24 protein-coding genes, 1 tRNA gene and 1 riboswitch are annotated in these 24,210 nt (G+C 64.5%); of the genes, 14 read left to right on the forward strand and 11 right to left on the reverse strand.

Going from position 1 to position 24,210, the window contains the following annotated elements; translation table 11 throughout:
- Positions 1 to 9 precede the first annotated feature (9 nt).
- On the reverse strand, positions 10 to 645 hold the full coding sequence (locus tag QAZ22_RS31800; protein WP_278208008.1) for a TetR family transcriptional regulator: 636 nt from the start codon (positions 643 to 645) through the stop codon (positions 10 to 12).
- Between the two features lie 88 nt (positions 646 to 733).
- Between QAZ22_RS31800 and QAZ22_RS31805 the strand changes: the two genes are divergently transcribed.
- Positions 734 to 1,390 carry an O-methyltransferase gene (locus tag QAZ22_RS31805; RefSeq protein ID WP_278204847.1) on the forward strand — a complete coding sequence of 219 codons (657 nt, stop codon included), beginning with the start codon at positions 734 to 736 and terminating at the stop codon, positions 1,388 to 1,390.
- 130 nt (positions 1,391 to 1,520) lie between these two features.
- Positions 1,521 to 2,822 (forward strand): MFS transporter, encoded by a 1,302-nt coding sequence (locus QAZ22_RS31810; protein ID WP_278204848.1) that lies wholly within the window; start codon positions 1,521 to 1,523, stop codon positions 2,820 to 2,822.
- A gap of 16 nt (positions 2,823 to 2,838) precedes the next feature.
- Here the strand turns inward: QAZ22_RS31810 and QAZ22_RS31815 are convergent, their stop codons facing one another.
- Together QAZ22_RS31815 and QAZ22_RS31820 are read right to left on the reverse strand one after the other, a co-directional pair.
- Positions 2,839 to 3,498 carry a response regulator transcription factor gene (locus QAZ22_RS31815; protein WP_278204849.1) on the reverse strand — a complete coding sequence of 220 codons (660 nt, stop codon included), beginning with the start codon at positions 3,496 to 3,498 and terminating at the stop codon, positions 2,839 to 2,841.
- Positions 3,499 to 3,617: 119 nt separating this feature from the next.
- On the reverse strand, positions 3,618 to 4,055 hold the full coding sequence (locus QAZ22_RS31820) for a hypothetical protein (protein ID WP_278204850.1): 438 nt from the start codon (positions 4,053 to 4,055) through the stop codon (positions 3,618 to 3,620).
- A gap of 114 nt (positions 4,056 to 4,169) precedes the next feature.
- Between QAZ22_RS31820 and QAZ22_RS31825 the strand changes: the two genes are divergently transcribed.
- The 3 genes from QAZ22_RS31825 to QAZ22_RS31835 are packed head-to-tail and all read left to right on the forward strand — an operon-like array spanning position 4,170 to position 6,581.
- Positions 4,170 to 4,520 carry a DUF952 domain-containing protein gene (locus tag QAZ22_RS31825; RefSeq protein WP_278204851.1) on the forward strand — a complete coding sequence of 117 codons (351 nt, stop codon included), beginning with the start codon at positions 4,170 to 4,172 and terminating at the stop codon, positions 4,518 to 4,520.
- Entirely contained in the window at positions 4,517 to 5,590 is a 1,074-nt protein-coding gene (locus QAZ22_RS31830) for a quinone-dependent dihydroorotate dehydrogenase (RefSeq protein ID WP_278204852.1), read from the forward strand. Before QAZ22_RS31825 ends, QAZ22_RS31830 begins: the two co-directional genes overlap by 4 nt.
- Positions 5,591 to 5,618: 28 nt before the next feature.
- On the forward strand, positions 5,619 to 6,581 hold the full coding sequence (locus tag QAZ22_RS31835) for a cysteine synthase family protein (protein WP_278204853.1): 963 nt from the start codon (positions 5,619 to 5,621) through the stop codon (positions 6,579 to 6,581).
- A 60-nt stretch (positions 6,582 to 6,641) separates the two neighbouring features.
- On the opposite strand, the gene QAZ22_RS31840 is transcribed toward QAZ22_RS31835, so the two are convergent.
- A complete protein-coding gene (locus QAZ22_RS31840; RefSeq protein ID WP_278204854.1) occupies positions 6,642 to 7,979 on the reverse strand; it encodes an MATE family efflux transporter in 1,338 nt (445 codons plus the stop codon).
- A 122-nt stretch (positions 7,980 to 8,101) separates the two neighbouring features.
- Between QAZ22_RS31840 and QAZ22_RS31845 the strand changes: the two genes are divergently transcribed.
- On the forward strand, positions 8,102 to 9,004 hold the full coding sequence (locus tag QAZ22_RS31845) for a histone deacetylase (protein ID WP_278204855.1): 903 nt from the start codon (positions 8,102 to 8,104) through the stop codon (positions 9,002 to 9,004).
- A 1-nt stretch (position 9,005) separates the two neighbouring features.
- Here the strand turns inward: QAZ22_RS31845 and QAZ22_RS31850 are convergent, their stop codons facing one another.
- The gene (locus QAZ22_RS31850; protein ID WP_278204856.1) at positions 9,006 to 9,269 is read right to left on the reverse strand and encodes a DUF6460 domain-containing protein; all 264 of its coding nucleotides are present in this window, start codon (positions 9,267 to 9,269) and stop codon (positions 9,006 to 9,008) included.
- A 193-nt stretch (positions 9,270 to 9,462) separates the two neighbouring features.
- On the opposite strand from QAZ22_RS31850, the gene QAZ22_RS31855 reads away from it, so the two are divergent.
- A tRNA-Gly gene (locus QAZ22_RS31855) sits at positions 9,463 to 9,536 on the forward strand.
- Positions 9,537 to 9,795: 259 nt separating this feature from the next.
- Here the strand turns inward: QAZ22_RS31855 and QAZ22_RS31860 are convergent.
- Both QAZ22_RS31860 and QAZ22_RS31865 read right to left on the reverse strand, forming a co-directional pair.
- Positions 9,796 to 10,134, reverse strand: coding sequence for a protamine-2 (modular protein) (locus QAZ22_RS31860; RefSeq protein ID WP_278204857.1), 339 nt, complete (start codon positions 10,132 to 10,134; stop codon positions 9,796 to 9,798).
- Between the two features lie 103 nt (positions 10,135 to 10,237).
- A complete protein-coding gene (locus tag QAZ22_RS31865) occupies positions 10,238 to 11,227 on the reverse strand; it encodes a LysR family transcriptional regulator (RefSeq protein WP_278204858.1) in 990 nt (329 codons plus the stop codon).
- 291 nt (positions 11,228 to 11,518) lie between these two features.
- On the opposite strand from QAZ22_RS31865, the gene chvE reads away from it, so the two are divergent.
- From chvE to QAZ22_RS31890, 5 genes are all read left to right on the forward strand, one after another.
- Complete coding sequence (gene chvE / locus QAZ22_RS31870) at positions 11,519 to 12,589, forward strand: multiple monosaccharide ABC transporter substrate-binding protein (RefSeq protein ID WP_278076177.1); 1,071 nt, start codon at positions 11,519 to 11,521, stop codon at positions 12,587 to 12,589.
- A 187-nt stretch (positions 12,590 to 12,776) separates the two neighbouring features.
- Positions 12,777 to 14,309, forward strand: a complete 1,533-nt coding sequence (mmsA, locus tag QAZ22_RS31875) for a multiple monosaccharide ABC transporter ATP-binding protein (RefSeq protein ID WP_278208009.1) — start codon at positions 12,777 to 12,779, stop codon at positions 14,307 to 14,309.
- The gene (gene mmsB / locus QAZ22_RS31880) at positions 14,306 to 15,598 is read left to right on the forward strand and encodes a multiple monosaccharide ABC transporter permease (protein WP_278204859.1); all 1,293 of its coding nucleotides are present in this window, start codon (positions 14,306 to 14,308) and stop codon (positions 15,596 to 15,598) included. Before mmsA ends, mmsB begins: the two co-directional genes overlap by 4 nt.
- Positions 15,599 to 15,898: 300 nt before the next feature.
- A complete protein-coding gene (gene araD1 / locus QAZ22_RS31885; RefSeq protein WP_278204860.1) occupies positions 15,899 to 16,888 on the forward strand; it encodes an AraD1 family protein in 990 nt (329 codons plus the stop codon).
- Between the two features lie 27 nt (positions 16,889 to 16,915).
- Entirely contained in the window at positions 16,916 to 17,362 is a 447-nt protein-coding gene (locus QAZ22_RS31890; protein WP_278204862.1) for a hypothetical protein, read from the forward strand.
- Positions 17,363 to 17,380: 18 nt separating this feature from the next.
- Here QAZ22_RS31890 and QAZ22_RS31895 read toward each other — a convergent pair whose 3' ends face one another.
- Together QAZ22_RS31895 and QAZ22_RS31900 are read right to left on the reverse strand one after the other, a co-directional pair.
- Complete coding sequence (locus QAZ22_RS31895) at positions 17,381 to 18,106, reverse strand: ABC transporter substrate-binding protein (RefSeq protein ID WP_347566960.1); 726 nt, start codon at positions 18,104 to 18,106, stop codon at positions 17,381 to 17,383.
- Positions 18,107 to 18,239: 133 nt separating this feature from the next.
- The gene (locus QAZ22_RS31900; RefSeq protein WP_278204864.1) at positions 18,240 to 19,334 is read right to left on the reverse strand and encodes a 2'-deoxycytidine 5'-triphosphate deaminase; all 1,095 of its coding nucleotides are present in this window, start codon (positions 19,332 to 19,334) and stop codon (positions 18,240 to 18,242) included.
- A gap of 146 nt (positions 19,335 to 19,480) precedes the next feature.
- Positions 19,481 to 19,558, forward strand: a riboswitch (SAM riboswitch).
- Between the two features lie 73 nt (positions 19,559 to 19,631).
- Here QAZ22_RS31900 and QAZ22_RS31905 point away from each other — a divergent pair.
- The gene (locus QAZ22_RS31905) at positions 19,632 to 20,819 is read left to right on the forward strand and encodes an O-succinylhomoserine sulfhydrylase (protein ID WP_278204865.1); all 1,188 of its coding nucleotides are present in this window, start codon (positions 19,632 to 19,634) and stop codon (positions 20,817 to 20,819) included.
- A 37-nt stretch (positions 20,820 to 20,856) separates the two neighbouring features.
- Here the strand turns inward: QAZ22_RS31905 and QAZ22_RS31910 are convergent, their stop codons facing one another.
- Entirely contained in the window at positions 20,857 to 22,002 is a 1,146-nt protein-coding gene (locus QAZ22_RS31910; RefSeq protein WP_278204867.1) for a ceramide glucosyltransferase, read from the reverse strand.
- A 219-nt stretch (positions 22,003 to 22,221) separates the two neighbouring features.
- Here QAZ22_RS31910 and apaG point away from each other — a divergent pair, with 219 nt between their 5' ends.
- A complete protein-coding gene (gene apaG, locus QAZ22_RS31915; RefSeq protein WP_278076170.1) occupies positions 22,222 to 22,614 on the forward strand; it encodes a Co2+/Mg2+ efflux protein ApaG in 393 nt (130 codons plus the stop codon).
- A 535-nt stretch (positions 22,615 to 23,149) separates the two neighbouring features.
- Here apaG and QAZ22_RS31920 read toward each other — a convergent pair.
- On the reverse strand, positions 23,150 to 24,181 hold the full coding sequence (locus QAZ22_RS31920) for an Hsp33 family molecular chaperone (RefSeq protein ID WP_278204868.1): 1,032 nt from the start codon (positions 24,179 to 24,181) through the stop codon (positions 23,150 to 23,152).
- Positions 24,182 to 24,210: the final 29 nt, after the last annotated feature.

A 24,210-nucleotide genomic window follows, 5' to 3' on the forward strand; every position in this document is an offset into this window, starting at 1 on the left:
GGACTTATCTCAGTCTTGATGTCCGAGGCTTTTGAGATAGGCGCAGAACATGTCGGCGAGTGCGTCCGAATACGCTTCGATCTCAGCTGACGTTCGCCGGCTTGCCGAGAAATCCGGTCCTACTGCCGCCAGTGTCGTGATGATGAGCTCGCCAGCCCTGGTGCGAACAGCGTCCGAGGCGGCGGGCAATGCCGCGCGCATGAAGTCCTCGACCGTGCGATCCGCCGAAGCTTTTGCCTCCTGCACTTCCGGCGCGTCCCGATAGAGCGGCGCGGCGTCGTTCAGCGCCACGCGCAGCGGAGCCTCCTCGCATTCCGAGCGGATGAAGGCGTGCACCAGAACGCGTATCCGTTCGAGCGGCGGCTTTTCGACATCCTCGAGAATGCCGCACAGAAGGTCGGTCGTCTGCCGCCATTCGTCGCTCTGCAGGCGGAACAGCAGCGCGGCCTTGTTGGGGAAGTACTGGTAGAGCGAGCCGACGCTGACGCCGGCTTTCTCGGCGACGCGCGTGGTGGTGAAACGCTGCGCGCCCTCGCTCGCCAAAACCTGAGCGGCTGCCTGCAAAATCGCCGCGACGAGCTCCGTCGCCCGGGCCTGTTTGGGCTGTTTTCGAGTGGAAATTGAAGGATTTGGGCGTTGGACCACGGCAGCGCTCGGGAATGCGAATTGGAAACCTGAAGGATTATTCGTATTTTCCAGGCAACACAAGAACGCATTCGACTGGAGCCCGACCATGACCACCCTGACCGCAACCCCGCTCGCGCCGTTGCTCGCCCGCCTGTTCAAGGAAGCCGCCTCGGCGACCAGCCCCGCCATGGCCCGGTACTCGCAGGAGGAACGGGCGCGCCTGCTCGGCAGCAAGACCGAATATCTCGATTTCTACGGCAGCCTGAAGGACCTTTGGCTCGCGGTTTCGCCGGAGACCGGCACGCTGCTCTACATGCTGGCGCGCAGCACCGGCGCGCGCATCATCGTCGAGTTCGGCACCTCGTTCGGCATCTCGACGCTCTACCTTGCCGCGGCGCTGCGCGACAATGGCGGCGGCCGCCTGATCACGACGGAGTTCGAGCCGTCCAAGGTGACGCGCGCCAAGGCCAATCTGGCGGAAGGCGGCCTTCTCGACCTGGTCGAGATCCGCGAAGGCGACGCGCTGGAGACGCTGAGCAGGGACTTGCCGGACCGAATAGACCTTCTGCTGCTCGACGGCGCCAAGGCGCTCTATCCGGAGATCCTCAGCCTTGTCGAGAGCCGGCTCAGGCCCGGCGCGCTGGTCATCGCCGACAATGCCGACTTCTTGCCCGAATATCTGCAGCGGGTGCGCTCGCCGGCAGGCGGGTACATGTCGACCCCGTTCGGTGACGACGTCGAACTGTCGATGCGGCTCGGCTGAACCAGCTCCGCCACAAGCAGACCAACCAACTCACGCTGCTCGTTGAGTGGCCGTAGGCGTTCACGTCAGCCAACGCGCCATCCCGGCCTTCGGGCCCCGTGCCCCGGGTCCTTGACGCATAGGTGACATCATGACCACATTTTCGTCCTCCTGGCGCGGGCTGCCGCGCCCGGCGCTGCTCGGCTTGTTCCTGTTCTTCTGCGCCGGCTTCGCCGACGGCGCGCTGGTGCCCTTCTTTCCGCTTTGGGCCAGCAGCGAAGCTGACATCCCTCTCGGCGCGATCGGCCTGCTGTTCGGCTGCTATGCCGGCGGAGAGCTCATCGCAGCGCCGCTGATTGGTGGCGTTGCCGATCGGATTGGCCGGCGGCCGGTTCTGATCCTCTCGTCGTTCGGCGTGGGGTGCGGCTTCGTCGCCCTGTTCCTCGTCCACGGCGCTGCGGCCACCGCGGTCGTGCTCATTTTGACCGGCATGTGCGAGTCGGTGCTGCATCCGACCATCCTCGCCGCGATCGCCGATGTCACCGAGCCGTCGGCGCATCCGCGCTGGTTCGGCATGGCGCGTGTCAGCTCGAGCGCAGGGCAGATCCTCGGACCGGCCTGCGGCGCCCTGCTGGCGCTCATGTCGCTCAGCACCGTGTTCCTCGCGGCCGGCGGCATGCTCGTTCTGGGCGGGGTCGTGATGCTGGCGGCGCTTGGCGAGACGGTCGGCAGCGGATCTTGCACAGCCGGCGATCAGGACGACGAAGAGGAAGGCCTGTCGGCGCTGCTGCCGGCCTTCCGCGACGGCCGCCTGGCAAAGCTGCTCCTCTGGGTCGTGCTGTTCGAGATCTCCGGCAACTGGATCGAGGCCGTCATCCCACTCTATGCGCAGGACGCCGGCACGCTTTCCCCATCCGGCGTCGGTGCGCTGTTTGCCTATGCGGCCGCGCTGACGGTCGGCTTGCAGATGCTGGTGAGCCGCTTTGCCGAGGCGCGATCCGCGCTCTGGCTGACCATCGGCGCGGGGCTCTCGACGATCGCCGCCTTTATCCTGCTCATTGCCTCGCCGGCGATGCTCTCGCTGCTTGCCGCGGTGAGCCTCTGCTCGGTGGCGCAGATGCTGGTCGGGCCGCTCGTCCCGACTGCAGTCAACGCGCTTGCACCGGCGTCAAGGCGAGCCTCCTATATGGCGGCATCGTCTGTGGCGGTCGACCTCAAGGACTCGCTCGGGCCCTCGATCGGCACCGCGCTCTATGCACTCGCGCCACGCCTGCCATGGGCAACCGGCATTCCGTTGGTGGCGATTGCGTCGCTCGGCCTCGGCGTGGCGATCGGACGGGCGCGGCATGTCCGTGGCGGGGCGACGTCGGGGGCAGGTTTCGACGCAGAGACCGCCAGGCCGGAGAATGGCGCGGCCTGGTCAACAGACCCGGCGATGGAGGAATATACTTGAAGCAAGAGGGGAGGCTTTAGCCCACCGGCTGCAGCGGGTCGCCGCCGATCTTGGAAAGCTGGATGACCGCCTGGGTGCGGCTGTCGACGCCGAGCTTTTGCAATATGGCGGAGACATGCGCCTTGATGGTGGCTTCGGAGACGCCGAGCTCATAGGCGATCTGCTTGTTCAGCAAGCCTTCCGCCAGCATGCCGAGCACGCGCGTCTGCTGCGGCGTCAGCGCCTGCAGGCGCTTGATCAGATCGGAGATCTCGGGATCGCGCTCGATGCCGAGCTCGACGCCGGCGGGCGCGGCGATGTCGCCGGCAAGCACGGCCTGCACGGCGGCGCGGATTTCCTCCATGCTCGCCGACTTGGAGATGAAGCCGGATGCGCCGAGATCGAGCGCGCGGCGGATGGTGACGGGATCGTCATGGGCCGACACCACCACCAGCGGCACCGAGGAATGGATGCCGCGCAACGAGATGAGGCCGGACAGGCCGCTGGCGCCAGGCATCGAAAGGTCGAGCAGCACCATGTCGATGTCTTCATTGGCAAGGACCAGCGCCTTGGCGCTTTCGAAATCGCCGGCCTCGTGGATGGCGGCGACATCGCCGACGCCGGAAAGCGCCTCCTTCAGCGCACCGCGAAACAACGGATGGTCGTCGGCAATGACGAAGGTGTGGCCCGGCGGCAAATATTCCTCCCCGGATCCCATCGTTGGTTATGTGCTTCTTGCGGGATCGCAATAATTATGCGGCGGCGCGGCGCGTTTTCAAGCAGCAAAGGCCGCGCGCAGGCTTTTCCCCAGCCAGATCAGGTCTTTTGCGGAGCCGGCTTCGCGCCACCGTCGCCGTTTTCCTTGTCCATGTCCTTGACGATGTCCATGAAGCTGCGGAAGAAGCGCTCCATGTAGCTCATCGTCTTGTTGAAGTCCTCTTCGCTGGGCAGGTTGGATTCGAGCCGGGCGGAGGGCGTATTCTCGAGCTTGGCGACGCGCTCGTCCAGCGCCTTGACCGAACTCTGCAGCCGGTCGATCTCCTCCTGGAAGGCGGCGCGCTCGTCGGCCGCCATCTTGCAGACGAGCTGGCCGGAGCGCTCCTCGCAGATCGACATCGCGCCGGTCTGGGTGTCCATGCGGACATAGCCGTTGGCCGACTTTTCGAGCCGATAGCGGTCGGTCTCCTCGGAATAGGCCGACGCGGCAACCAGCGAGCAAAGCGCCGCCGGGATCAGGATGTGCTGCAGACGCATGTTGTTCGTCCTCCATGAGCCGTTGAGCAAAGAATATCACAGGTTTGCGCCTGAAATGGGGAAGAGTGCGCAAGTACCCTTTCCCCCATGGTTGGTTCGGACTATAGCGCGACAATGTCTCAGATTATCTACAAGATCGCGCCCGAGGCGCTATGGCGCGAAGCGGAGCGCAACGGACGCTTTGCCGGAGCGCCGATCGATATCGCCGACGGCTTCATCCACTTCTCGACGGCGGCGCAGGTCAGCGAGACGGCAGCCAAGCATTTCGCCGGCCAGACGGACCTGCTTCTGATCGCAGTCGACGGTGCGCGGCTGGGCGAGGCGCTGAAATACGAAGTCTCGCGCGGCGGCGCCTTGTTCCCGCATCTCTACGCTCCACTCGACCTCGACGCCGTTCTTTGGGTCAAGCCGCTGCCGCTCGGCGCGGACGGCTCGCATCGGTTTCCGACGCTGGAGGACGAATGAGCGTGCTCGACCGGATCGGCCAAAGACTGCTTTTCTCTTTCGATCCGGAAACCGCGCACGGCATGTCGATCGCGGCGCTGAGATGCGGCCTGCCGGTTGCCTCGCCTCCCAGCCAAGACGCACGACTCAAGGCCAGGCTTTGCGGGCTCGATTTCCCGAACCCGCTCGGCATGGCGGCCGGCTATGACAAGAATGCCGAGGTGCCGGACGCGCTGCTCAAGCTCGGCTTCGGCTTCGCCGAGGTCGGCACGATCACGCCGCTGCCGCAGCCGGGAAACCCGAAGCCGCGCATCTTCCGGCTGACGGCCGACGAGGCGGTGATCAACCGGCTGGGCTTCAACAATGAGGGCCAGGCTGTCGCCGAAAAGCGGCTCGCGGCGCGCAAGGGCCGCGGCGGCATCGTCGGCGTCAACATCGGCGCCAACAAGGACAGCGCCGACCGCATCGGCGACTATGAGCGCGGCGTGACCCGCTTCGCGCCCTACGCCTCCTATCTCACCGTCAACATCTCCTCGCCCAACACGCCCGGCCTGCGCAACATGCAGGCGCGCGAGCAGCTCGGCGAGCTGCTGTCGCGCGTGACTGCGGCGCGCGCGACAGCGTCGGCGCAGCCGCCGATCTTCCTCAAGATCGCGCCGGACCTCGTCGAAGCGGAATTGGAAGACATCGCCGCCGAGGTCGTCGAGAAAACTATCGACGGGGTCATCGTTTCCAATACGACGCTCTCGCGGACGGGGTTGCGGAGCGCAAGCCTCGCGAGCGAAGCCGGCGGGCTGTCGGGCAAGCCGCTTTTCGAGCGCTCGACCGCGGTGCTCGCCCGGATGCGCGAGCTGCTCGGTCCGCAGATGGCCATCATCGGCGTCGGCGGCGTCGACTCGGCGGAAACCGCGCTTGAGAAGATCCGCGCCGGCGCCGACCTGGTCCAACTCTACACCGGCATGATCTATGCCGGCCCGGCGCTGCCAGGCCGCATCGTCGCCGGCATGGCGCGCTTCGCGGATCGCGAGCGGCTCAAATCGATCCGAGAGCTGCGCGATACAGGCTGCGCAAACTGGTCCAGACGACTCTGACGAATTCCCACGAACCAGGAGACAGGTGATGGCCGAGGTTCTGAACTCCGTCGTAGACTCGATCGGTCGAACCCCATTGGTCCGGCTCGACAGGCTGACGGCGCAGGCGGGCGTCAAGGGCGGAATCCTCGCCAAGCTGGAATACCTCAACCCGGGCTTTTCAAAAAAGGATCGCGCGGCGCTTGGAATAATCGAGGAAGCCGAAAGATCCGGTGCCATCAAACCGGGACAAACGGTGGTCGAGCTGACCTCCGGAAACATGGGCACTGGCCTCGCGATCATCTGTGCGGTCAGGGGCTACCCTTTCGTCGCAGTGATGTCGAAGGGCAACTCCGAAGAGCGCGCGCGGATGATGACGGCGCTTGGCGCGGAAGTGATTCTGGTGGACCAACTGCCAGGGTCGATGCCGGGGCAGGTATCAGGTGGCGATCTGGCGCTTGTCGAGCAGACCGCCAGGGCGGTGACGGCTGAACGGGGCGCGTATCGCGCCGATCAGTTCCATCGCGACGGGAACTGGCTTGCGCACTATCACGGGACCGGGCCGGAAATCTGGGACGCCAGTGATGGCGCCGTCGATGCATTCGTCGACTTCGTCGGCTCGGGCGGAACATATGCGGGGGTAGCGAGGGCGCTCAAGGAACGCAATCCCCTGATCAAGTGCTTCATCGTCGAGCCTGAGGGCGCCGCAGCCGCCGCGGGAGAGACGGTCACCCGCCCCGAACACCCCATTCAAGGCGGCGGCTATGCCATGCCGGATCTGGCGTTCCTGAACAACGCGCCGATCGACGGCTATCTTCAGGTTTCCGGTGACGAGGCACGTCAGGCCACGCGCTTGCTCGCGCGCAGCGAAGGCATCTTCGGCGGTTTCTCTTCCGGAGCGAATGTGGCCGCTGCGCTGCGTCTTCTAAACGGCGATCAATCAGGCAAGACGATAGCCATCGTCGTTTGCGACTCCGGGCTGAAATACCTATCGACCGACCTCTGGAGCTAAAAAGCAACACTGCCCCCCGCTGCCCTCGGCGACATAGGCGATGCCAAGACATGGCCGACGCTAAAATGCCGTGCATACCCTGAGCCGCAGCACCGCCAGCAGGCTCAATCCGCGCACCAAAAGGAAGACGTGAAGTGCTGCCCACAGGCCGCTGTTGCCGAAGGCCGGCGCCAGCGTGATGAGGGCGGCGCTGAAGGTGAGGAACGACAGCAGCATCATGTTGCGCATGTCGCGCGACCAGGTGGCGCCAATGAAGACGCCATCCATCTGGAAGGCCAGCACGCCGCTCAGCGCGGTGAAGGCGGCCCAGGGCAGATAGGCGTCGGCCGCAGCGCGCACATCCGCCGAGGTCGTCACCAGCGCCACCAGATTGGCGCCGGCCGTCAGCAGAACAAGACTGGCGACGGCCGCCAGGCCAAAACCCCAGATCAGTGTCAGCCGCACGGCCTGCCGGAAAGGGGTGGCCGCCTGCGCGCCGATGGCGCGGCCGGCCAACTGCTCCGCGGCGGTGGCAAAACCGTCGAGGAAATAGCCAGCGACGAGGAAGAAGTTCATCAGCACGGCGTTGGCGGCGAGCGTCACCGTGCCGAACTGCGCGCCCTGCCTGGTGAACAGCGCGAAGGCGGCGAGCAGCGAGAAGGAGCGGATCATGATGTCGCGGTTGAGCGACAGCATGCGCCTGTAGGCCGGCAGGTCGAGGATGCGCCGGCGCGACGGCCGCTCCAGCCTGCGGAAGCGGCTGAGCACGATGGCTAGGCCAAGCAGCATCGCCAGGAACTCGCCGGTGACCGTCGCCCAGGCAACGCCGGCAACGCCCCAGCCGAGCTCGAGGCCGAGCAGGAAACAGAGCAGGATGTTGATGCCGTTGAGCACGGCCTGCAGCATAAGGCCAAGCCCACCCTCGCCGCGCCCCAGCACGTAGCCCAATATGGCGTAGTTGACGAGCGAGAAGGGAGCGGCGAGCAGCCTGATGCGGATATAGACTGACATCGCCGCGCTGACGCGCGGCTCGGCGCCCATGAACCACTGTCCGGCCACCGCAAAGAGCGGCGCAAGGGCGGCAAGCACGACGCCGGCGACGACCGCAATCAGCACGGCGCGCCAGAGAACGGCCTGTTCCTCCAATTGATCGCCGCGCCCGAACGCCTGTGCGACGAGGCCGGTGGTGCCGGAGCGCAGGAAGTTGAATGTGGTGAAGACGACGTCGAACACCAGCGCGCCCGCGGCCAGGCCGCCGAGCAGGGCGGCGTCGCCGAACTGGCCGATCACCGCGGTATCGACGATGCCGAGCAGCGGCGTCGTCAGATAGGCAAGCGTCATCGGCACCGCAATCGCCAGCACCGAGCGATTGGTGACGTTGAAGGATCCGGCGTTGATCTCGGTCGCACCCTTGTCCAAGGACTGCTGCCTTAATTGTTGCGGCTTGATCGAAGAGCCGATGTGCCCCAGTTTGCCGCTGCCGCGCAATCGCTAACCGGTGACGGCCAACCGAATTCCAGCTCTGGCGCAGGCTGCCCATCATGGCTTTGCAGATCGTCCACCACCCCGACTACGACGCCGGCTTTGCCGTCAACCATCGCTTTCCGATGAGCAAGTATCCGTTGCTGATGGCGGCCTTGCGCGCCCGCGGCCTGGCCGTTCCGGAAGCGCTTTCGATGCCGGAACCGGCGCCGGCGGCGTGGCTGAAGCTCGCGCATGCGGGCGACTATGTCGACCAGGTGCTGGCCTGCGAGGTGCCGGCGAGGATCGAGCGCGAGATCGGCTTTCCGGTCGGCCAGCGCGTATCGCTCAGGGCTCAACTTGCCACCGCCGGCACGGTGTTGGCGGCGCGGCTGGCGCTGAAACACGGCATTGCCTGCAACGCCGCCGGCGGCAGCCATCATGCCAGGCGCGCGCAAGGCGCGGGCTTCTGCACCTTCAACGACGTGGCCGTCGCATCGCTGGCACTGCTTGCGGAGCACGCAGTCGGAAACATCCTGATCGTCGATCTCGACGTGCATCAGGGCGACGGCACGGCGGACATCCTGAAGGATGAACCCCGCGCCTTCACCTTCTCCATGCATGGCGAACGCAATTATCCGGCGCGCAAGATCGCCTCCGATCTCGATGTCGCCTTGCCCGACGGCACCGGCGATGCCGCCTATCTCGACCGGCTCGGCGCCATCCTGCCGGAACTATCGGCAAGCAGGCGATGGGATATCGCCTTCTACAATGCCGGCGTCGATGTCCATGCCGAGGACCGGCTTGGCCGGCTGTCGTTGACGGATAACGGCCTACGCGCCCGCGATAAGGCGGTGATCGGCCATTTCCGCGCTCGCGGCATCCCGCTGTGCGGCGTCATCGGCGGCGGCTATTCGACGGACGTGCCGGCGCTTGCCCAGCGCCATGCCATCCTGTTCGAGGTCGCGGCCGGCTTCGCCTAGGTCACTTCCTGTAGCTGGCGAGCCTGAGCAGGATGAAGGCCGGCACGACGATCGCGGCGCCGAACAGGATATAGCCCAGGAAGCGGTCGATGGCGTGGAAGCCGACATTCCACAAATCGACGAAGAACTGGCGGATGCCATAGAACACATCCATCGGGCTCCAGCCGAAGGCGTGCATGACGAGGCCGACGAGGAAGGAAACCACCAGCAGCTTCACGAGCACCCTGAGTGGCGTATCGCCGAGGAAGCGTGTCAGTGCGGACAAGGCCGTTCTCCGGTTCGAGCTGCTCCGATTCGGAAGCGCGACTTCAGAAATACGCACTTGGTTGTCCGGCATCAAGCAGGGCCGCGCCATTGTCGGCCCGCGTATGACCCTGACGGGCGTCGAAACATATCCGAGGTCTCGCGACGAGAGCCGATTGCTTGAGGCCCCGCCATCATGGTAACGAGGCTGCTGCGCGGGTATGATGTAATGGTAGCCTGTCAGCTTCCCAAGCTGAACGCGCGGGTTCGATTCCCGCTACCCGCTCCACCTTGCAGCGCAAGGGTTTGAGCCAGACTCCACGAGCGGCCAAATTGCGCAGTTTTACGCCGGTTTTTACACGACCGAATCCCCGGGGCTGCAGAGACCGCGGCGCGGAATTGCATTGGATCGACCTCAGACCGACCAGCATGCGCAAGCGTGGAGTCGGCGGCGGTCTGCAAGCGAGCCATTGGACCTTGCACACACCGGCGCAAGACCCAGTCAGCAATTCACCCGGCAGGCGCAGGGGTACGCGGTTGCTGTTGCCTCAGAGGTAGAAGCCGATCCAGACGCGGCGGCGCCAGCAGCGGACGTGACGCCGGCCATAGCGCCAGTAGCGGCGGCAGACCCGTCTCCAAACGCGCCGCCGGCGGCGGCGATAGTATCGATCGCGGTAATATCGACGGCGGTAGTAATACTGAGCCGGCTGCAGCAGATCGGTCTGGTCATCCTCCTCGTAGATGGCCGGATCCGGCTTGTCCAATTCATCGAGAATTCCGTTGCCCTTGGGGATGCCCGCAACCGCCTTGGCTGGTCCGGCCAGGCTTGCAAGCGCTGCCGCCCCCGCAACGCCAAGCATTCCAGTCAGAAACAACCGACGTTCCATCGAAACCTCCCGAGCTGTTGAGCATCGGCGGCTCGTCCCTCACCGCATCAAGCTCCAGCGAGCCGCCGATCGGTTTGAACGTGCAAGTAGCATTCTCGTTCCATTACCCCACTTCACGCAAAATGAAGTCGTGCAGCATCTTGGCGGCGGGCGAGAGCACGCGGTTCTTGACCGTGATCAGGCTGTAGGGCCTGACCTCGATGTCGAATTCGGTCTGCACGACGTCGATCGCCCCCGACAGCCCGTCGGCGCTCTGGATGAACTTGGCCACCTGGACCGAAACGGGGGCGATAGCGTCGGATTGCGCCACCATCACCAGCGTCAAGAGCAGCGAAGAGGTGTTGAGGATGCGGTCGGGAAGCGGGATGTTGCGATTCAGGAAATTGCTTTCCATCGCCTGGCGCAGCGGCGACCCGCCGGACTGGAAGACCCAGTCATAGGCGGCCGTCTCCTCCAGACCGACCATCTTGCCGCTGGCGAGCGGATGGCCGCGGCGCACGATCAGGCAAGCCTTCTCGATGCCGATGACGCGCGATTCGAACAGCCGCGGGTTGAGGTCGTCAGGAATGCGGGCGATGATGAAATCGTGGCGCGATGCGATCAGTTCGCGGGCGAGCACGTTCGAGGTCTCGACCTGCATGGTGATCTCGATGCGCGGGTAGATGCGGCGGATCTCGCGAATCGCCGGCACGGCCAATTCGATCGCCGGCGCGGTCACGGCACCGAGGAACACCAAGCCACCCTTGCCGGCCTTGAGCTCCGAAATCTCGCGGTCGGCCTCGCGCATCTCGAGCAGAATCGAGCGGGCGCGCCTGGCGAGCGCCTGGCCGTAAGGGGTCAGCGTCACGCCGCGCGGCAGGCGCTCGCACAACTTAACGTCGAGCACCGCCTCCATCTCGGCGATCATGCGCGAGGCGGCCGGCTGGGAGATGTTCATGACCTGGGCGGCGGCGCTCACCCGTCCGTGATCGTCGAGCGCGGCGATCATGCGCATATGGCGCAGGCTCAAGCCGCTGCGCAGAAGCGTCTCCCCGTCTCCCGGGAGCTTCTCGTAACTTACTGAAATCGCATCGGGATCGCGCAGCGCCGCCATGATTTACCAGCCTCTCCGCCAGTTCTTACCGCATGCTAAATCATACCAGTTTCGGTATAGCAACCACCAAAGATCGCATTTGACAGTTATGTCAAAGGAACCCACCCTTCGCGCGTTCCGAGGCGCAACGATCGGCAACGAGCAAAATCGTATCGATTGAAACTGCGCCGCGGGGCCGATTGGGAGGATACCGGAGATCGATAAAGCCGACAGTGGCGCGCCAGCGCTCCTGTTCGACTGCGCGGCCCGCGAAGCCCCGAGGTGTCGCGTCCATCAACCAGGGAGAGTAATGTGAAGATCATCAAGACGCTGGCCGCCATCGCGGCCCTTGGCATTGCCGCCACGACCTATTCGGCGCATGCAGCCGACAAGGGTCTTGTCGGCGTGCTGATGCCGACCAAGACCTCGCAGCGCTGGATCAACGACGGCGACGCCGTCAAGTCCCAGCTCGAAGCGCTCGGCTACACGGTCGACCTGCAGTATGCGCAGGACGATATCCCGAACCAGCTCAGCCAGCTGGAAAACGAAATCACCAAGGGTCCGAAGGCGCTGATCATCGCTTCGATCGACGGCACCACGATGGCCGATGCGCTGCAGAAGGCCAACGACGCCGGCGTGGTCACCATCGCCTATGACCGCCTGATCAAGAAGACCCCGAATGTCGACTACTACACCACCTTCGACAATTTCGGCGTCGGCGTCATCCAGGCGAATTCCCTGGTCAAGGGCCTCAAGGAGCGCTTCCCGAACACCAAGCCGTGGAACGTCGAGCTGTTCGGCGGCTCGCCCGACGACAACAACGCCTTCTTCTTCTACAACGGCGCGATGTCGGTCCTGCAGCCGCTGATCGACGACGGCTCGATCAAGATCAAATCCGGCCAGATGGGCATGGACAAGGTCGGTACGCTGCGCTGGCTCGCCGCCACCGCGCAGGCTCGCATGGACAACCTGCTCTCGGCCAACTACTCGGACGGCAGCCGCGTCGATGGCGTTCTGTCGCCCTATGACGGCCTGTCGCGCGGCATCACCGCCTCGCTGCGCGCCGTCGGTTACGGCACCGACGCGCAGCCCTGGCCGATCGTGACCGGCCAGGATGCCGAGACCGCCTCGGTCAAGCTGATCATCTCGGGCGAGCAGTATTCGACGGTGTTCAAGGACACCCGCGAGCTGGCCAAGTCGACCGTGGAGCTGGTCGACAAGGTGCTGTCGGGCGGCAAGCCTGAGGGCCTCGACACCAAGACTTACAACAACGATGTCAAGGTCGTTCCCTCGATCCTCCTGACGCCGGTTGAGGTCGACAAGTCGAACTACGAGAAGCTGGTCGTCGACTCCGGCTACATCAAGGCCGAAGAGCTGAAGTAATCCGGCTTGAAAACGAGGGGTCCTGCGCGACGCAGGGCCCCTTTTCGTTCAACGGCGAGCCCGGTATTGTTTTTGCCGGCTCTGCAGCGCCATGCGCCGTCGCGGCGCGGACCAGACTGCAGTATGTTGATTTCGCGCATGACCCATTCCGGAAACGGAAAGCATGCGCCAGGGAGTGGAATTCCTGATGACCTCGACGATTTTGGAGATGCGCGACATCACCAAGACGTTCCCCGGCGTCAAGGCGCTGTCGAACGTCAACCTCAGCGTCGAGGAAGGAGAAATCCATGCCATCGTCGGCGAGAACGGCGCCGGCAAGTCGACGCTGATGAAGGTGCTTTCGGGCGTCTATCCGTCCGGCACCTATGAAGGCGAGATCGTCTTCCGCGGCCAGGAGTGCCACTTCAAGGGCATCCACGACAGCGAGCATATCGGCATCGTCATCATCCACCAGGAGCTTGCCCTGGTGCCGATGCTGTCGATCGCGGAAAACATCTTCCTCGGCAACGAGCACGCCACCTACGGCGTCATCGACTGGAACGCCAACGAGAAGCGCACCGGCGCGCTGCTCAAAAAGGTCGGCCTCAAGGAAGATCCCAAGACGCTGATCACCAATATCGGCGTCGGCAAGCAGCAGTTGGTCGAGATCGCCAAGGCGCTGAGCAAGGAAGTGAAGCTCCTGATCCTCGACGAGCCGACCGCTTCGCTCAGCGAGAAGGACAGCCAGGCGCTGCTCGATCTGCTGCTCGAGTTCAAGCGCCAGGGCATGACGTCGATCCTGATCTCGCACAAGCTCAACGAGGTGAACCGCGTCGCCGACAAGGTGACGGTGATCCGCGACGGACGCACGATCGAAACCCTGCCCAGGAAGGAGATCAGCGAGGACCGCATCATCACCTCGATGGTCGGCCGTTCGCTCGACGACCGCTATCCGCCACGCGAGCCGCAGATCGGCGACGTCATTTTCGAAGTGAAGAACTGGTCGGTCTACCATCCGATCCACGCCGAACGGCAGGTCATCAAGAACATCAACCTCAATGTGCGCAAGGGCGAGGTGGTCGGCATCGCCGGGCTGATGGGCGCCGGCCGCACCGAATTCGCGATGAGCCTGTTCGGCCGCTCTTACGGCCGGCACATCACCGGGGAGGTGTCGCTCCACGGCAAGCCGATCGACCTCTCGTCGGTGAGCAAGGCGGTGGAGAACCGCATCGCCTATGTCACCGAGGACCGCAAGACCTACGGCCTCAACCTCATCGACCACATCAAGCACAATGTGACTTTGGCCAACCTGGGCGGCGTCTCCAGCCGCGGCGTCATCGACGACATGCGCGAGATGAGCGTCGCCAACGACTACCGCAAGAAGACCAACATCCGCGCCTCCAGCGTCTATCAGCTGACCGGCAACCTTTCGGGCGGCAACCAGCAGAAGGTGGTGCTGTCGAAATGGCTGTTCGCCGACCCGGAAGTGCTGATCCTCGACGAACCGACGCGCGGCATCGACGTCGGCGCCAAGTACGAAATCTATACGATCATCGCCCGCCTCGCCGCCGAGGGTAAGGCAATCATCGTCATCTCGTCGGAAATGCCGGAGCTGCTCGGCATCAGCGACCGTATCTATGTCATGAACGAAGGGCGTATCGTCGGCGAAATGGCGGCAAGCGACGCCAGCCAGGAAAAAATCATGCGCGCCATCGTTCGCGGAGAAGGAAAAGCATCATGAGCACAGACAGCGCTCCCGCGCCGCAGAGCGGCGTCGCCGAGGACGTCAAGCAGGGTCCGCGCATCGCCGTCTCGGCGCTGACGACGAATTTGCGCGAATACGGCCTGATCATCGCGCTGATCGTCATCATGCTGTTCTTCCAGTACACGACGTCGGGAACGCTGTTCAAACCGGTCAACCTCAGCAACCTGGTGCAGCAGAACTCGTTCATCATCGTGATGGCGCTCGGCATGCTGCTGGTGATCGTCGCCGGCTATATCGATCTCAGCGTCGGCTCCGTCGCCGGCTTCATCGGCGCGCTCGCGGCGATGATGATGGTCATCTGGCCGCTCGGCATATTCAGCAATCCGCTGGTGGTCTCGATCGTCTGCCTGATCGTCGGCGCGCTTATCGGCGCGGCGCAAGGCTATTGGATCGCCTATCACAGGATACCGAGCTTCATCGTGACGCTGGCGGGCATGCTGATCTTCCGCGGCATCTGCCAGGCGCTGCTCGGCGGCGGCTCCTCCGTCGGCCCGCTCCCCGACAGCTTCAAGGCGCTGAGCTCCGGCTTCATCCCGGACGTCATCGGCCCGCTGACGCTGATCCCACCGACGGTGAATGCTGCCGGCAAGACCATCGTCGGCAGCGGCCTTACGCTGCATATGACGACGGTTGTGCTGGGCGTGGTCGCGGTGCTCGCCTATGCCTATTTCGGGCTGAGGGCCCGCCGCAAGCGCGAGCGCCACGGCTACGAGGCCGAGCCCTTCCCGCTGTTTGTCATCAAGACGCTGGTGGGCAGCGCGCTGGCGCTCTTCCTGGTCTTCCAGTTCGCGAGCTACAAAGGCCTGCCGGTCGTGCTTATGGTGATGGGCGTGCTGATCTCGCTGTTCGTCTTCGTCACCAAGCGCATGACCATCGGCCGCCGCATCTATGCCATGGGCGGCAACGCCAAGGCGGCGCAGCTGTCGGGCATCAACACCGAAAGGCTGACGCTGCTCGTCTTCATCAACATGGGCGTGCTGTCGGCGCTCGGCGGCCTGATCATCGCGGCGCGCCTCGGCCAGGCCGTGCCGGCCGCGGGTCTCGGCAGCGAGCTCGACGTGATCGCGGCCGTCTTCATCGGGGGCGCCTCGGCGATGGGCGGCGTCGGACAGGTCATCGGCGCCGTGGTCGGCGGCTTCATCATGGGCGTGATGAACAACGGCATGTCGATCATGGGCGTCAATGTCGACTGGCAGCAGGTGGTCAAGGGCCTAGTGCTGCTCGGCGCCGTCATCTTCGACGTCTACAACAAGAACAAGGCCTGACAGGGCGAGGGCAATTCCGGAAAGTGCATGGCGGTTTTCCATCCGGAATTGCGCAAAAACAAATATTTGGAGCGGGCCAGCTACTAGGCTGAACCGCTCCGGCGAGGAAGCAGGAGGCATACGGGTCCAGATCGCGGAGCTGCCGGCAACCCGTCGGCGCCAAGAAGTCCCCTGAAGGACCGGGCTCGCGAGCGCAATCCGGACGAAGAGTTTCAACCGTGGCACGGATCGGTTCCGGGCCGCGCTGGTCAGGGCTTTGCTGTCGGCAGCCCGGCCAAGGCAAAAGAGAGAGGGTTCACCATGCTGATTTCCCAGATCCTCGACGACGCCGAGACGATCCGCGTCGTTGCCCGCAGCGGCGGCAAGACCCGGATCATCAACGGCGCGCGCAGCGTCTATTCGCTGGCGATGGAGGCGGCGCGCACCGGCACCGGTCTCGAAGCGCTGATCGAGCGCAAGGGCTATGGCGAGACGGTCGACCTCGACGCCGCCTACAAGAAGGGGCGGCTGGTATCGCCGATCAACCATCCGGACCCCGCGCATCTGCACCTCACCGGTACCGGACTGACGCATCTCGGCTCCGCCGCGACGCGCGATTCCATGCACAAGAAGCTCAGCGACGGCGAAGAGCAGCTCACCGATTCCATGAAGATGTTCCGCATGGGGCTGGAAGGCGGCAAGCCGGCCAAGGGCCAGATCGGCGTTCAGCCGGAGTGGTTCTACAAGGGCAACGGCACCATGGCGGTGGCACCGGGCGCGGCGCTGATGTCGCCGGCCTTCGCGCAGGACGCCGGCGAGGAGCCGGAGATCGCCGGCATCTATGTCATCGGCGATGACGGCGCGCCGTTCCGGGTCGGCTTCACGCTGTCGAACGAATTCTCCGACCATGTGACCGAGCGGGTGAACTACCTTTTCCTCGCCCATTCCAAGCTGCGCAACGCCTCGTTCGGACCGGAAATCCTGATCGGCGACCTGCCCGCCGACATCAGAGGCTCATCGCGCATCTGGCGCGACGGCAAGGTGCTTTGGGAAAAGCCGTTCCTGTCGGGCGAAGCGAACATGTCGCACACCATCGCCAATCTCGAGCATCATCACTTCAAATATTCAGCCTTCCGCCAGCCAGGCGACGTGCATGTGCACATGTTCGGCACCGCGACGCTCTCCTTCGCCGACGGCGTCAGGACCGAGGCCGGCGACGTGTTCGAGATCGAGGCCAAGGATTTCGGCCTGCCGCTGCGCAACCCGCTGGAGATCGAAAAGCCGGTGAAGGTGGCGGTGAAGGCGCTTTGATCTCGCGAACAACTTGGAACCGGGTCAATGGGCCATATTCCGCCAAGCGCCAGAAATCTGGGCATCGCTCTGTTGATCGCTTGCTGGTCATCCGCGGCCTATGGCGCCGCACAATGCAGCAAGACCTCCTATGGCGAGGCGCGCGCCCTGATGACCAACCGACTGCTGGGCACCGGATATTCACGAAATCAAACCAGCTTCCTGATGCGAAATGCCGATCTACGGATTTCAAAACTTCGTGGCGCCACATTGAACGACAGAGCCAAGCCTTGCCGCATTGACTCCGCTCGTGCCTATGTTCTTGGGTGCGTGAACGATCAGCTATTCCCGTTGAAGGGATCAAAGGCATCGCTTGATGCCACGCGACAGGCTTCATTCTGGGGTAAAACGCATCTAGCTGGACGCGAGCTGCTTTTTATCGGCAGCTTCAACGCGTGCCTCGGCGCCGCGAAACAGGCGCTGTTTCGCGGCTGACCGAAGGCAGCTCCGGCTTCAATAGATGTCGAAGTCGAAATATTTCGCCTGGATCTTCTTGTAGGTGCCGTCGGCGACGATGGCGTCAATGGCGGCGTTCAGCCTGTCGCGTAGCGCGGTGTCCTCCAGGCGCACGGCGATGCCGGCCTCGGTCTCGGTGCCCTTGACGTCGCCGACCAGCTTGCAGCAGCCGTCGCTCGCCTTCTTCATCCAGTCGACCAGCACGAACTTGTCCGAGATGACGGCGTCGAGGCGGCCGTTGAGGAGATCGGTGACCGCCTCTTCCTGGGTCGGGTAGAGCTTCGCCTCGGCCCCGGCCTTGCCGTAGACGTCCTGGGCATAGTTGGCCTGGGTGGTCGAGGCCTGGGCGCCGACCGTCTTGCCGGCGAGAGCGGCAGGCTCGGTCGAGGCGATGTCGCTATCTTTCAAGGCGACCAGCGAAAGCGGCGTGGTGTAGTATTTGTGGGTGAAGGCGACCTGCTTCTTGCGTTCCTCTGTGATGCTCATCGAGGCGATGATGGCGTCGAATTTCTTGGCCTGCAGCGCCGGAATGATGCCGTCCCAGTCCTGGGTGACGATCTCGCATTCGACCTTCATCTGCGCGCAGAGCGCATTGGCGATGTCGATGTCGAAGCCCTCGACCTTGCCGTCCGGCGTGATGGTGTTGAAGGGCGGATAGGCGCCCTCGGTGCCGATCTTGATCTTTTCCGCTGCGCCTGCCGAACCGGCGCCGAGCACCAGCATGGCTGCGGCCGCTGCCGATATGATCCATCTGGATATCCGCATTTTCGTCTCCCTCGATCAGGTTCAATGCCAGTTACGCGCAGCCAAGCATGGTGCGGTTGGCCAGGCAAGCACAGTCTGGCCGCCGCGTAGCTCAGCGCGCGGCGCGGAAATGCTTGGAGAGCTTGAGCCCCTGCGCCTGATAGTTGGAGCCGAGATCGGTGCCGTAAAGCGCCCGTGGGCGCTTGAGCATATGCTCGTAGACCAGGCGGCCGACGATCTGGCCGTGGTCGAGGATGAACGGCACCTCGTGGCTGCGCACTTCGAGCACGGCGCGGCTGCCGCTGCCGCCGGCGGCGGAATGGCCGAAGCCCGGGTCGAAGAAGCCGGCATAGTGGACGCGAAACTCGCCGACTAGCGGATCGAAGGGCGTCATCTCGGCGGCATAGAGCGGCGGCACGTGCACGGCTTCGCGAGAGACCAGGATGTAGAACTCGTCCGGGTCGAGGACCAGCTCGCCGGCGCCGCTCTTGTAGAGCGGCTCCCAGAAGTCGACGACGTCCTGCGCGGCGCGCTTGTCGACGTCGACGAGGCCGGTGTGGTGCTTGCCGCGATAGCCGACAAGGCCGTCCTTGTCGCCGTCGAGATCGATGGAGAGCGCGATGCCGCCGCCGGAGATGTTGGGCGGCTCGGTGGCGACCAGCATCTCGGCGCGGTGGAGGTCGCGCAGTTCGCTCTCCGAGAGCACCGCGTTGCCGACACGGAAGCGTATCTGCGATAGCCGCGAGCCGGCACGCACGACGATCGGGAAGGTGCGCGGGCTGACCTCGAGGTAGAGCGGGCCACGGTAGCCGGCGGCGATCTTGTCGAACTCGTGGCCGCGGTCGGTCATGACACGCGTGAAGATGTCCAGCCGCCCGGTCGAGCTCTTCGGGTTGGCGGAAGCCGACACTTCCGCCGGCAGCGCCAGGCTCTCGAGCAACGGCACGATGTAGACGCAGCCCGTCTCCAGCACCGCACCTTCGGCAAGGCTGATCTCGTGCAGCTTCAGCCGGTCGAGCTTGTCGGCCACCAGATGATCGGGACCGGGCAGGAAGGAGGCGCGCACGCGAAAGGCCGTGTCGCCGAGCCTGAGATCGAGGCTGGCCGGCTGGATCTGGTCGCTGTCGAGCGCGCGCGGCGACGTCAGCGCATTCGCCGCAAACAGCGCCGCGATGTCCTGATCCGGAAGAATGCCTGTCTGCCGCAAGGTCTGGCTCCGATCGAAGGCCGGGCAAGCGCGTGGTTCTTTTGCAGGCGCCTGCCGAAAAACCGTAGACGGCTTGCGCTAGCTGCCTGGTACAAACCTCTTAATCAAGCCGGCAATTGACGCAAGCGCGGCGCGGGTCTAAAGGGTCGTTATCCCGTGGTGATTTGGCCGGTCGGCTTGCAGCCACGTTAAACAAGTCGCTAAAGGACCGCTGGCCGCAAGGCCATATGGACCGGTTGCGACATCGCGGCCGGTTTTTTTGTGTTTGGACTGTTCTTTGCGAGTGGAAGTAGGGCGATGACCAAGACGCGCAACTGGAAGCCTCAGACGGCACTCGTGCATGGCGGCACGCTGCGTTCCGGCTTCGGCGAGACCGCCGAGGCGATGTACCTCACCCAGGGCTATGTCTACGAAACGGCGCAAGCTGCGGAAGCCCGCTTCAAAGGCGAGGAGCCGGGCTTCATCTATTCGCGCTACGCCAACCCGACCGTCGACATGTTCGAGAAGCGCATGTGCGCGCTGGAAGGCGCGGAAGACGCCCGCGCCACTGCTTCCGGCATGGCAGCCGTGTCCGCCGCCCTGCTCTGCAGCGTGAAGGCGGGCGACCACATCGTTGCGGCGCGGGCGCTGTTCGGCTCCTGCCGCTGGGTGGTCGAGACGCTGGCGCCGCGCTACGGCATCGAGGCGACGCTGGTCGACGGCACCGACATCGCCAACTGGGAAAAAGCGGTCAGGCCGAACACCAAGCTGTTCTTCCTGGAAAGCCCGACCAACCCGACGCTGGAAGTGGTCGACATCGCCGCCGTCGCCGCTTTAGCCAATTCGATCGGCGCGAGGCTGATTGTCGACAACGTATTCGCCACGCCGCTGCAGCAGAAGCCGTTGCAGCTCGGCGCCCATGTCGTGGTCTATTCGGCGACCAAGCATATCGACGGACAGGGCCGCTGCCTCGGCGGCGTCATCCTGTCGGACAAGAAATGGATCGACGAGAACCTGCACGACTATTTCCGGCACACCGGCCCGAGCCTGTCGCCCTTCAACGCCTGGACGTTGCTGAAAGGCCTGGAGACTCTGCCGCTGCGCGTGCGCCAGCAGACGGAAAGCGCCGGCAGGATCGCGGACTTCCTGGCCGGCCGGCCGGAGATCGCCCGCGTCATCTATCCGGGGCGGGCCGACCATCCGCAGGCGGACGTCGTCAGGAAGCAGATGTCTGGCGGCTCGACGCTGATCTGTATCGACGTCAAGGGCGGCAAGCAGGCGGCCTTCGCCCTCCAGAACGCGCTCGACATCGTGCTGATCTCCAACAATCTCGGTGACGCCAAGAGCCTGATCACCCATCCGGCCACGACGACGCACAAGAACCTGAGCGACGAGGCGCGCGCCGAACTCGGCATCGGGCCCGGCACGCTCAGGCTCTCCGTCGGTCTGGAGGATACAGACGATCTGCTCAACGACGTCGAACAGGCGCTGAGGGCAGCGCGGTAACGGTGGCCGCAAAGAGATTGCTTGAGCCGCAGCCGGCTCAGGCAATCTCTTCGAGTTCGGTCATCTCCCCGGTGCGGATCGTCATGGCGTTGCCGCGCCATTCGACGACGCCGCCCAGCCAGCCGCGCGACCAGACGATGGGAAGCATGGCGTCGCGCACGATCATCGCGGTGACGCTGCGCGGCGACAGGTACCAGCCCTTGGACCATGCAAGCAGGCACTCCGGCACATAGGCGACCGCCAGCACGCAAAGCGCCGTGGTGGGGAGGCTGACGCCGGCGCTTGCCGCCGCAATCAGCGCGAAAATCAGCGGCACAACCACGCCGGTCAGGATCTCGGGCGCGAAGAACTGCGGGAAGGTGACGCGGCGCAGCCGCGCCCAGCGCGCCTGGCGCGACCAGACTTCGACGAGCGTGCGCTGGCCGAGCGGCTGTTCGAAGGGCGAGGCCACGAGATTGACCCGGAGGCCCAGGCTGTTGACCAGTTTGGTGGCTGCGGCATCCTCGGCGGGCTCGGCGGCCAGCGCCTGGATGCCGCCGTTTGCGTCGAGCATCGACTTGTTCCACAACATGCTCTTGCCCTGAGCGAAGCCAAGGCCGACCGCCTCGCCGGCATATTGCCAGCGCGCCTGCAGCGTGTTGAGGAAGGCGCATTCGACCTCGGCCCAGAAGCCGTCCGGCCGCGAGCCGACCGGCGTCGAGCAGACGAGGCCGGTATCCCTTCGCCAGGCCGCCATCAGATGCTGGACATAGTCCTTGGGCATCAGCACGTTGGAATCGGCGAGAATCACCCAGTCGTGCCGGGCCGCTTGCCAGCCCTTGACGCAGTTGTTGAGCTTGGGATTGGCGCTGATCCTGTCCTCGCCGATCAAGAGCCGCGCCGGCACGTTCGGGAAGCGCACGATCGCGGCATTGATCAACTTGACCACCGGGTCCTCCGGTTGGGTGACGCAGAAGATCAGCTCATAACGCGGCCAGTCGAGCGAGAAGGCGCGCTTGAGCGTCTCCTCGGCGAATGGCTCGACGCCGCGCGACGGCACGATGATGGAGACCGGCGGCTGCTTGCCGGCGAACGGGGGAATGAGGCGCCTGGGCTTCAATCGCGACGAGGCGAGCAGGATGCTGGCAAAATTGGAAAGAAGAAGGGCTGACGAAGCAAAGGCGGCTGCAAAGGTCAGTTCCATCGAGTTCTGGTCACTCCGGAAGGGCCGCCCGCGGCCGTTTCATCAGTCGACAGAGCGCCCGAGTCGCCCGCATAGTTTCTGCACACCAACATTGTCATGTGTCACTTAAATGACATTGTTTTTAGGCAACTGCGCTAGAATCTGGCAGGATGGACGGCGCTTCGTGTAACAACCGCGGAGCGCGGTAAATGTTCCCTAGCCGGCAAACCGGAGTGGCCCATGTATCGCGCCGTGACGCGCAACATCGAAGTGCAGGTCAGGCCGTTCTATCTGGAGGATCGTTCCGATCCGTCGGAGGACCGCTATGTGTGGGGCTATCAGGTGACGATCGACAACCGGTCGGACGAGTTCGTGCAGCTTCTGTCGCGCTATTGGCACATCACCGACGGACGCGGCCGCGTCGAGGAGGTGCGTGGCGCCGGCGTCGTCGGCGACCAGCCGGAACTCAACCCGGGCGACAGCTACCAGTACACGTCGGGGTGCCCACTCTCGACGCCGTCCGGCATCATGGTCGGCCACTACACGATGCGCAACGGACGCGGCGAGACGTTCGATGTCGCCATCCCGGCCTTCTCCCTCGATATGCCGGGGACGAGGCGCACGGTGAATTAGCGAGTTTGGCGGTTGGCGAAAATGCCCGCGACAGCCTCTCTCCCCGTTTTACGCTACGCTATGCACACATCTTCTGTGATTGGCGTGACTGATGAGGCCGAGGCTTGATTGCCACGTGGTTCCCCCAATCCGTCGCTGCTTCGCAGCGCCACCTTTCCCCCTCCGGAGGGAAAGGAAGGGAGCCTTGCTGGACGAGCGTTGACGGCAAAAGGCTTGGCGCCTTTCCTCTACCCCGTCGATCGGGGGAGAGGTGGCTCGGCGAAGCCGAGACGGAGTGGGGGTCGACCAGCGCTACATAAGACAATGCATGCGCCAAGCTGCCATGCACGCTATCGCCAAAGACCAGCGCTTGGAAATGTGTGCACGCCGTAGCCGTTTTACGGGGAGAAATGCCCGGCAGTGCAATGTGGGGCGGCGCCAAGGTTTCGATTTCTTTCGGACGGAGCGAGGGGTTCCGACATCGCCGACGTTGGCACTGCCCCTCATCCGCCCTTCGGGCACCTTCTCCCCGTGGAACGGGGAGAAGGAAAGAATTTCACTCGCCCGCGAATTCCGCCGGATCGAAGTCGTATTGCGTCGAGCAGAACTCGCAAGCGACATGGATGCCGCCGTCCTCGGTGCTGTCCTCGATCTCCTCGGCCGAAAAGCCTTCGAGGATGCCGCGAATCTTCTCGCGCGAGCAGGAGCACTGGTCGGCGACGGGAACGCTGCGGAAGACGCGCACGCCGTGCTCGTGGAACAGCCGGTAGAGCAGCCGCTCGGCGCCCACCGTGGGGTCGATCAGCTCCGTCGGCTCGATGGTGCCGAGCAGCGCCAGCAATTCCCGCCATGAATTGTCGGCCGGTTCGTGCGCCACGTCTCGCGGATCGCCGTCGCCACCCGAAATATCGGGCACGCGCATGCGCTCCGGCGCCTGCGGCAGGAACTGCGCCAGGATGCCGCCCGCGCGCCATTGCTCGCGGGCGCCGCCCGGACCCGGCGTCACCAGCTTGGCAACCGACATCCTCAGATCGGTCGGGATCTGCTCGGACTGGCGGAAGTAGGTGCGCGCGGCGTCCTCCAGCGACGTGCCGTCGAGTTGGACGATGCCCTGATAACGCTGCGTGTGGGCGCCCTGGTCGATGGTCAGCGCCAGAACGCCGGTGCCGAGCAGCTTCTCCTGCGAAGTCTCGCCCGAGGCCACCAGCGCCTGCAGCCGGTCGGCGTCGAAGCGCGCATAGGCGCGCAGCGCATGCGGTGTGGTGAAATCGGCCACCAGCATGTCGACCGGCCCGTCGGTGCGGGTCTGCAGGATGAACTTGCCCTCGAACTTCAGCGACGTGCCGAGCAGCACGGTGAGCACGCAGGCTTCCGCCAGCAGCCGCGCGACCGGTTCGGGATAGTCGTGACGGCTGAGAATGGCGTCGAGCATCGGCCCGAGCTGCACGGTGCGACCGCGCACGTCGAGGGGCGCCACTTCGTAAGGCACGACATGGTCGTCGCCGGCGAAGCCGAATTCACCGAGTTTGAGTTGATGATCAGCCAATGGACGGGTTTCCAACATGACAAAGCTCCGGGGCGCGTCCATCCCGCTTTGCAGGCGGCATGGGTCGAAGC

The sequence above is a fragment of the Mesorhizobium sp. WSM4906 genome (assembly GCF_029674625.1).
Classification (GTDB): Bacteria; Pseudomonadota; Alphaproteobacteria; order Rhizobiales; family Rhizobiaceae; genus Mesorhizobium.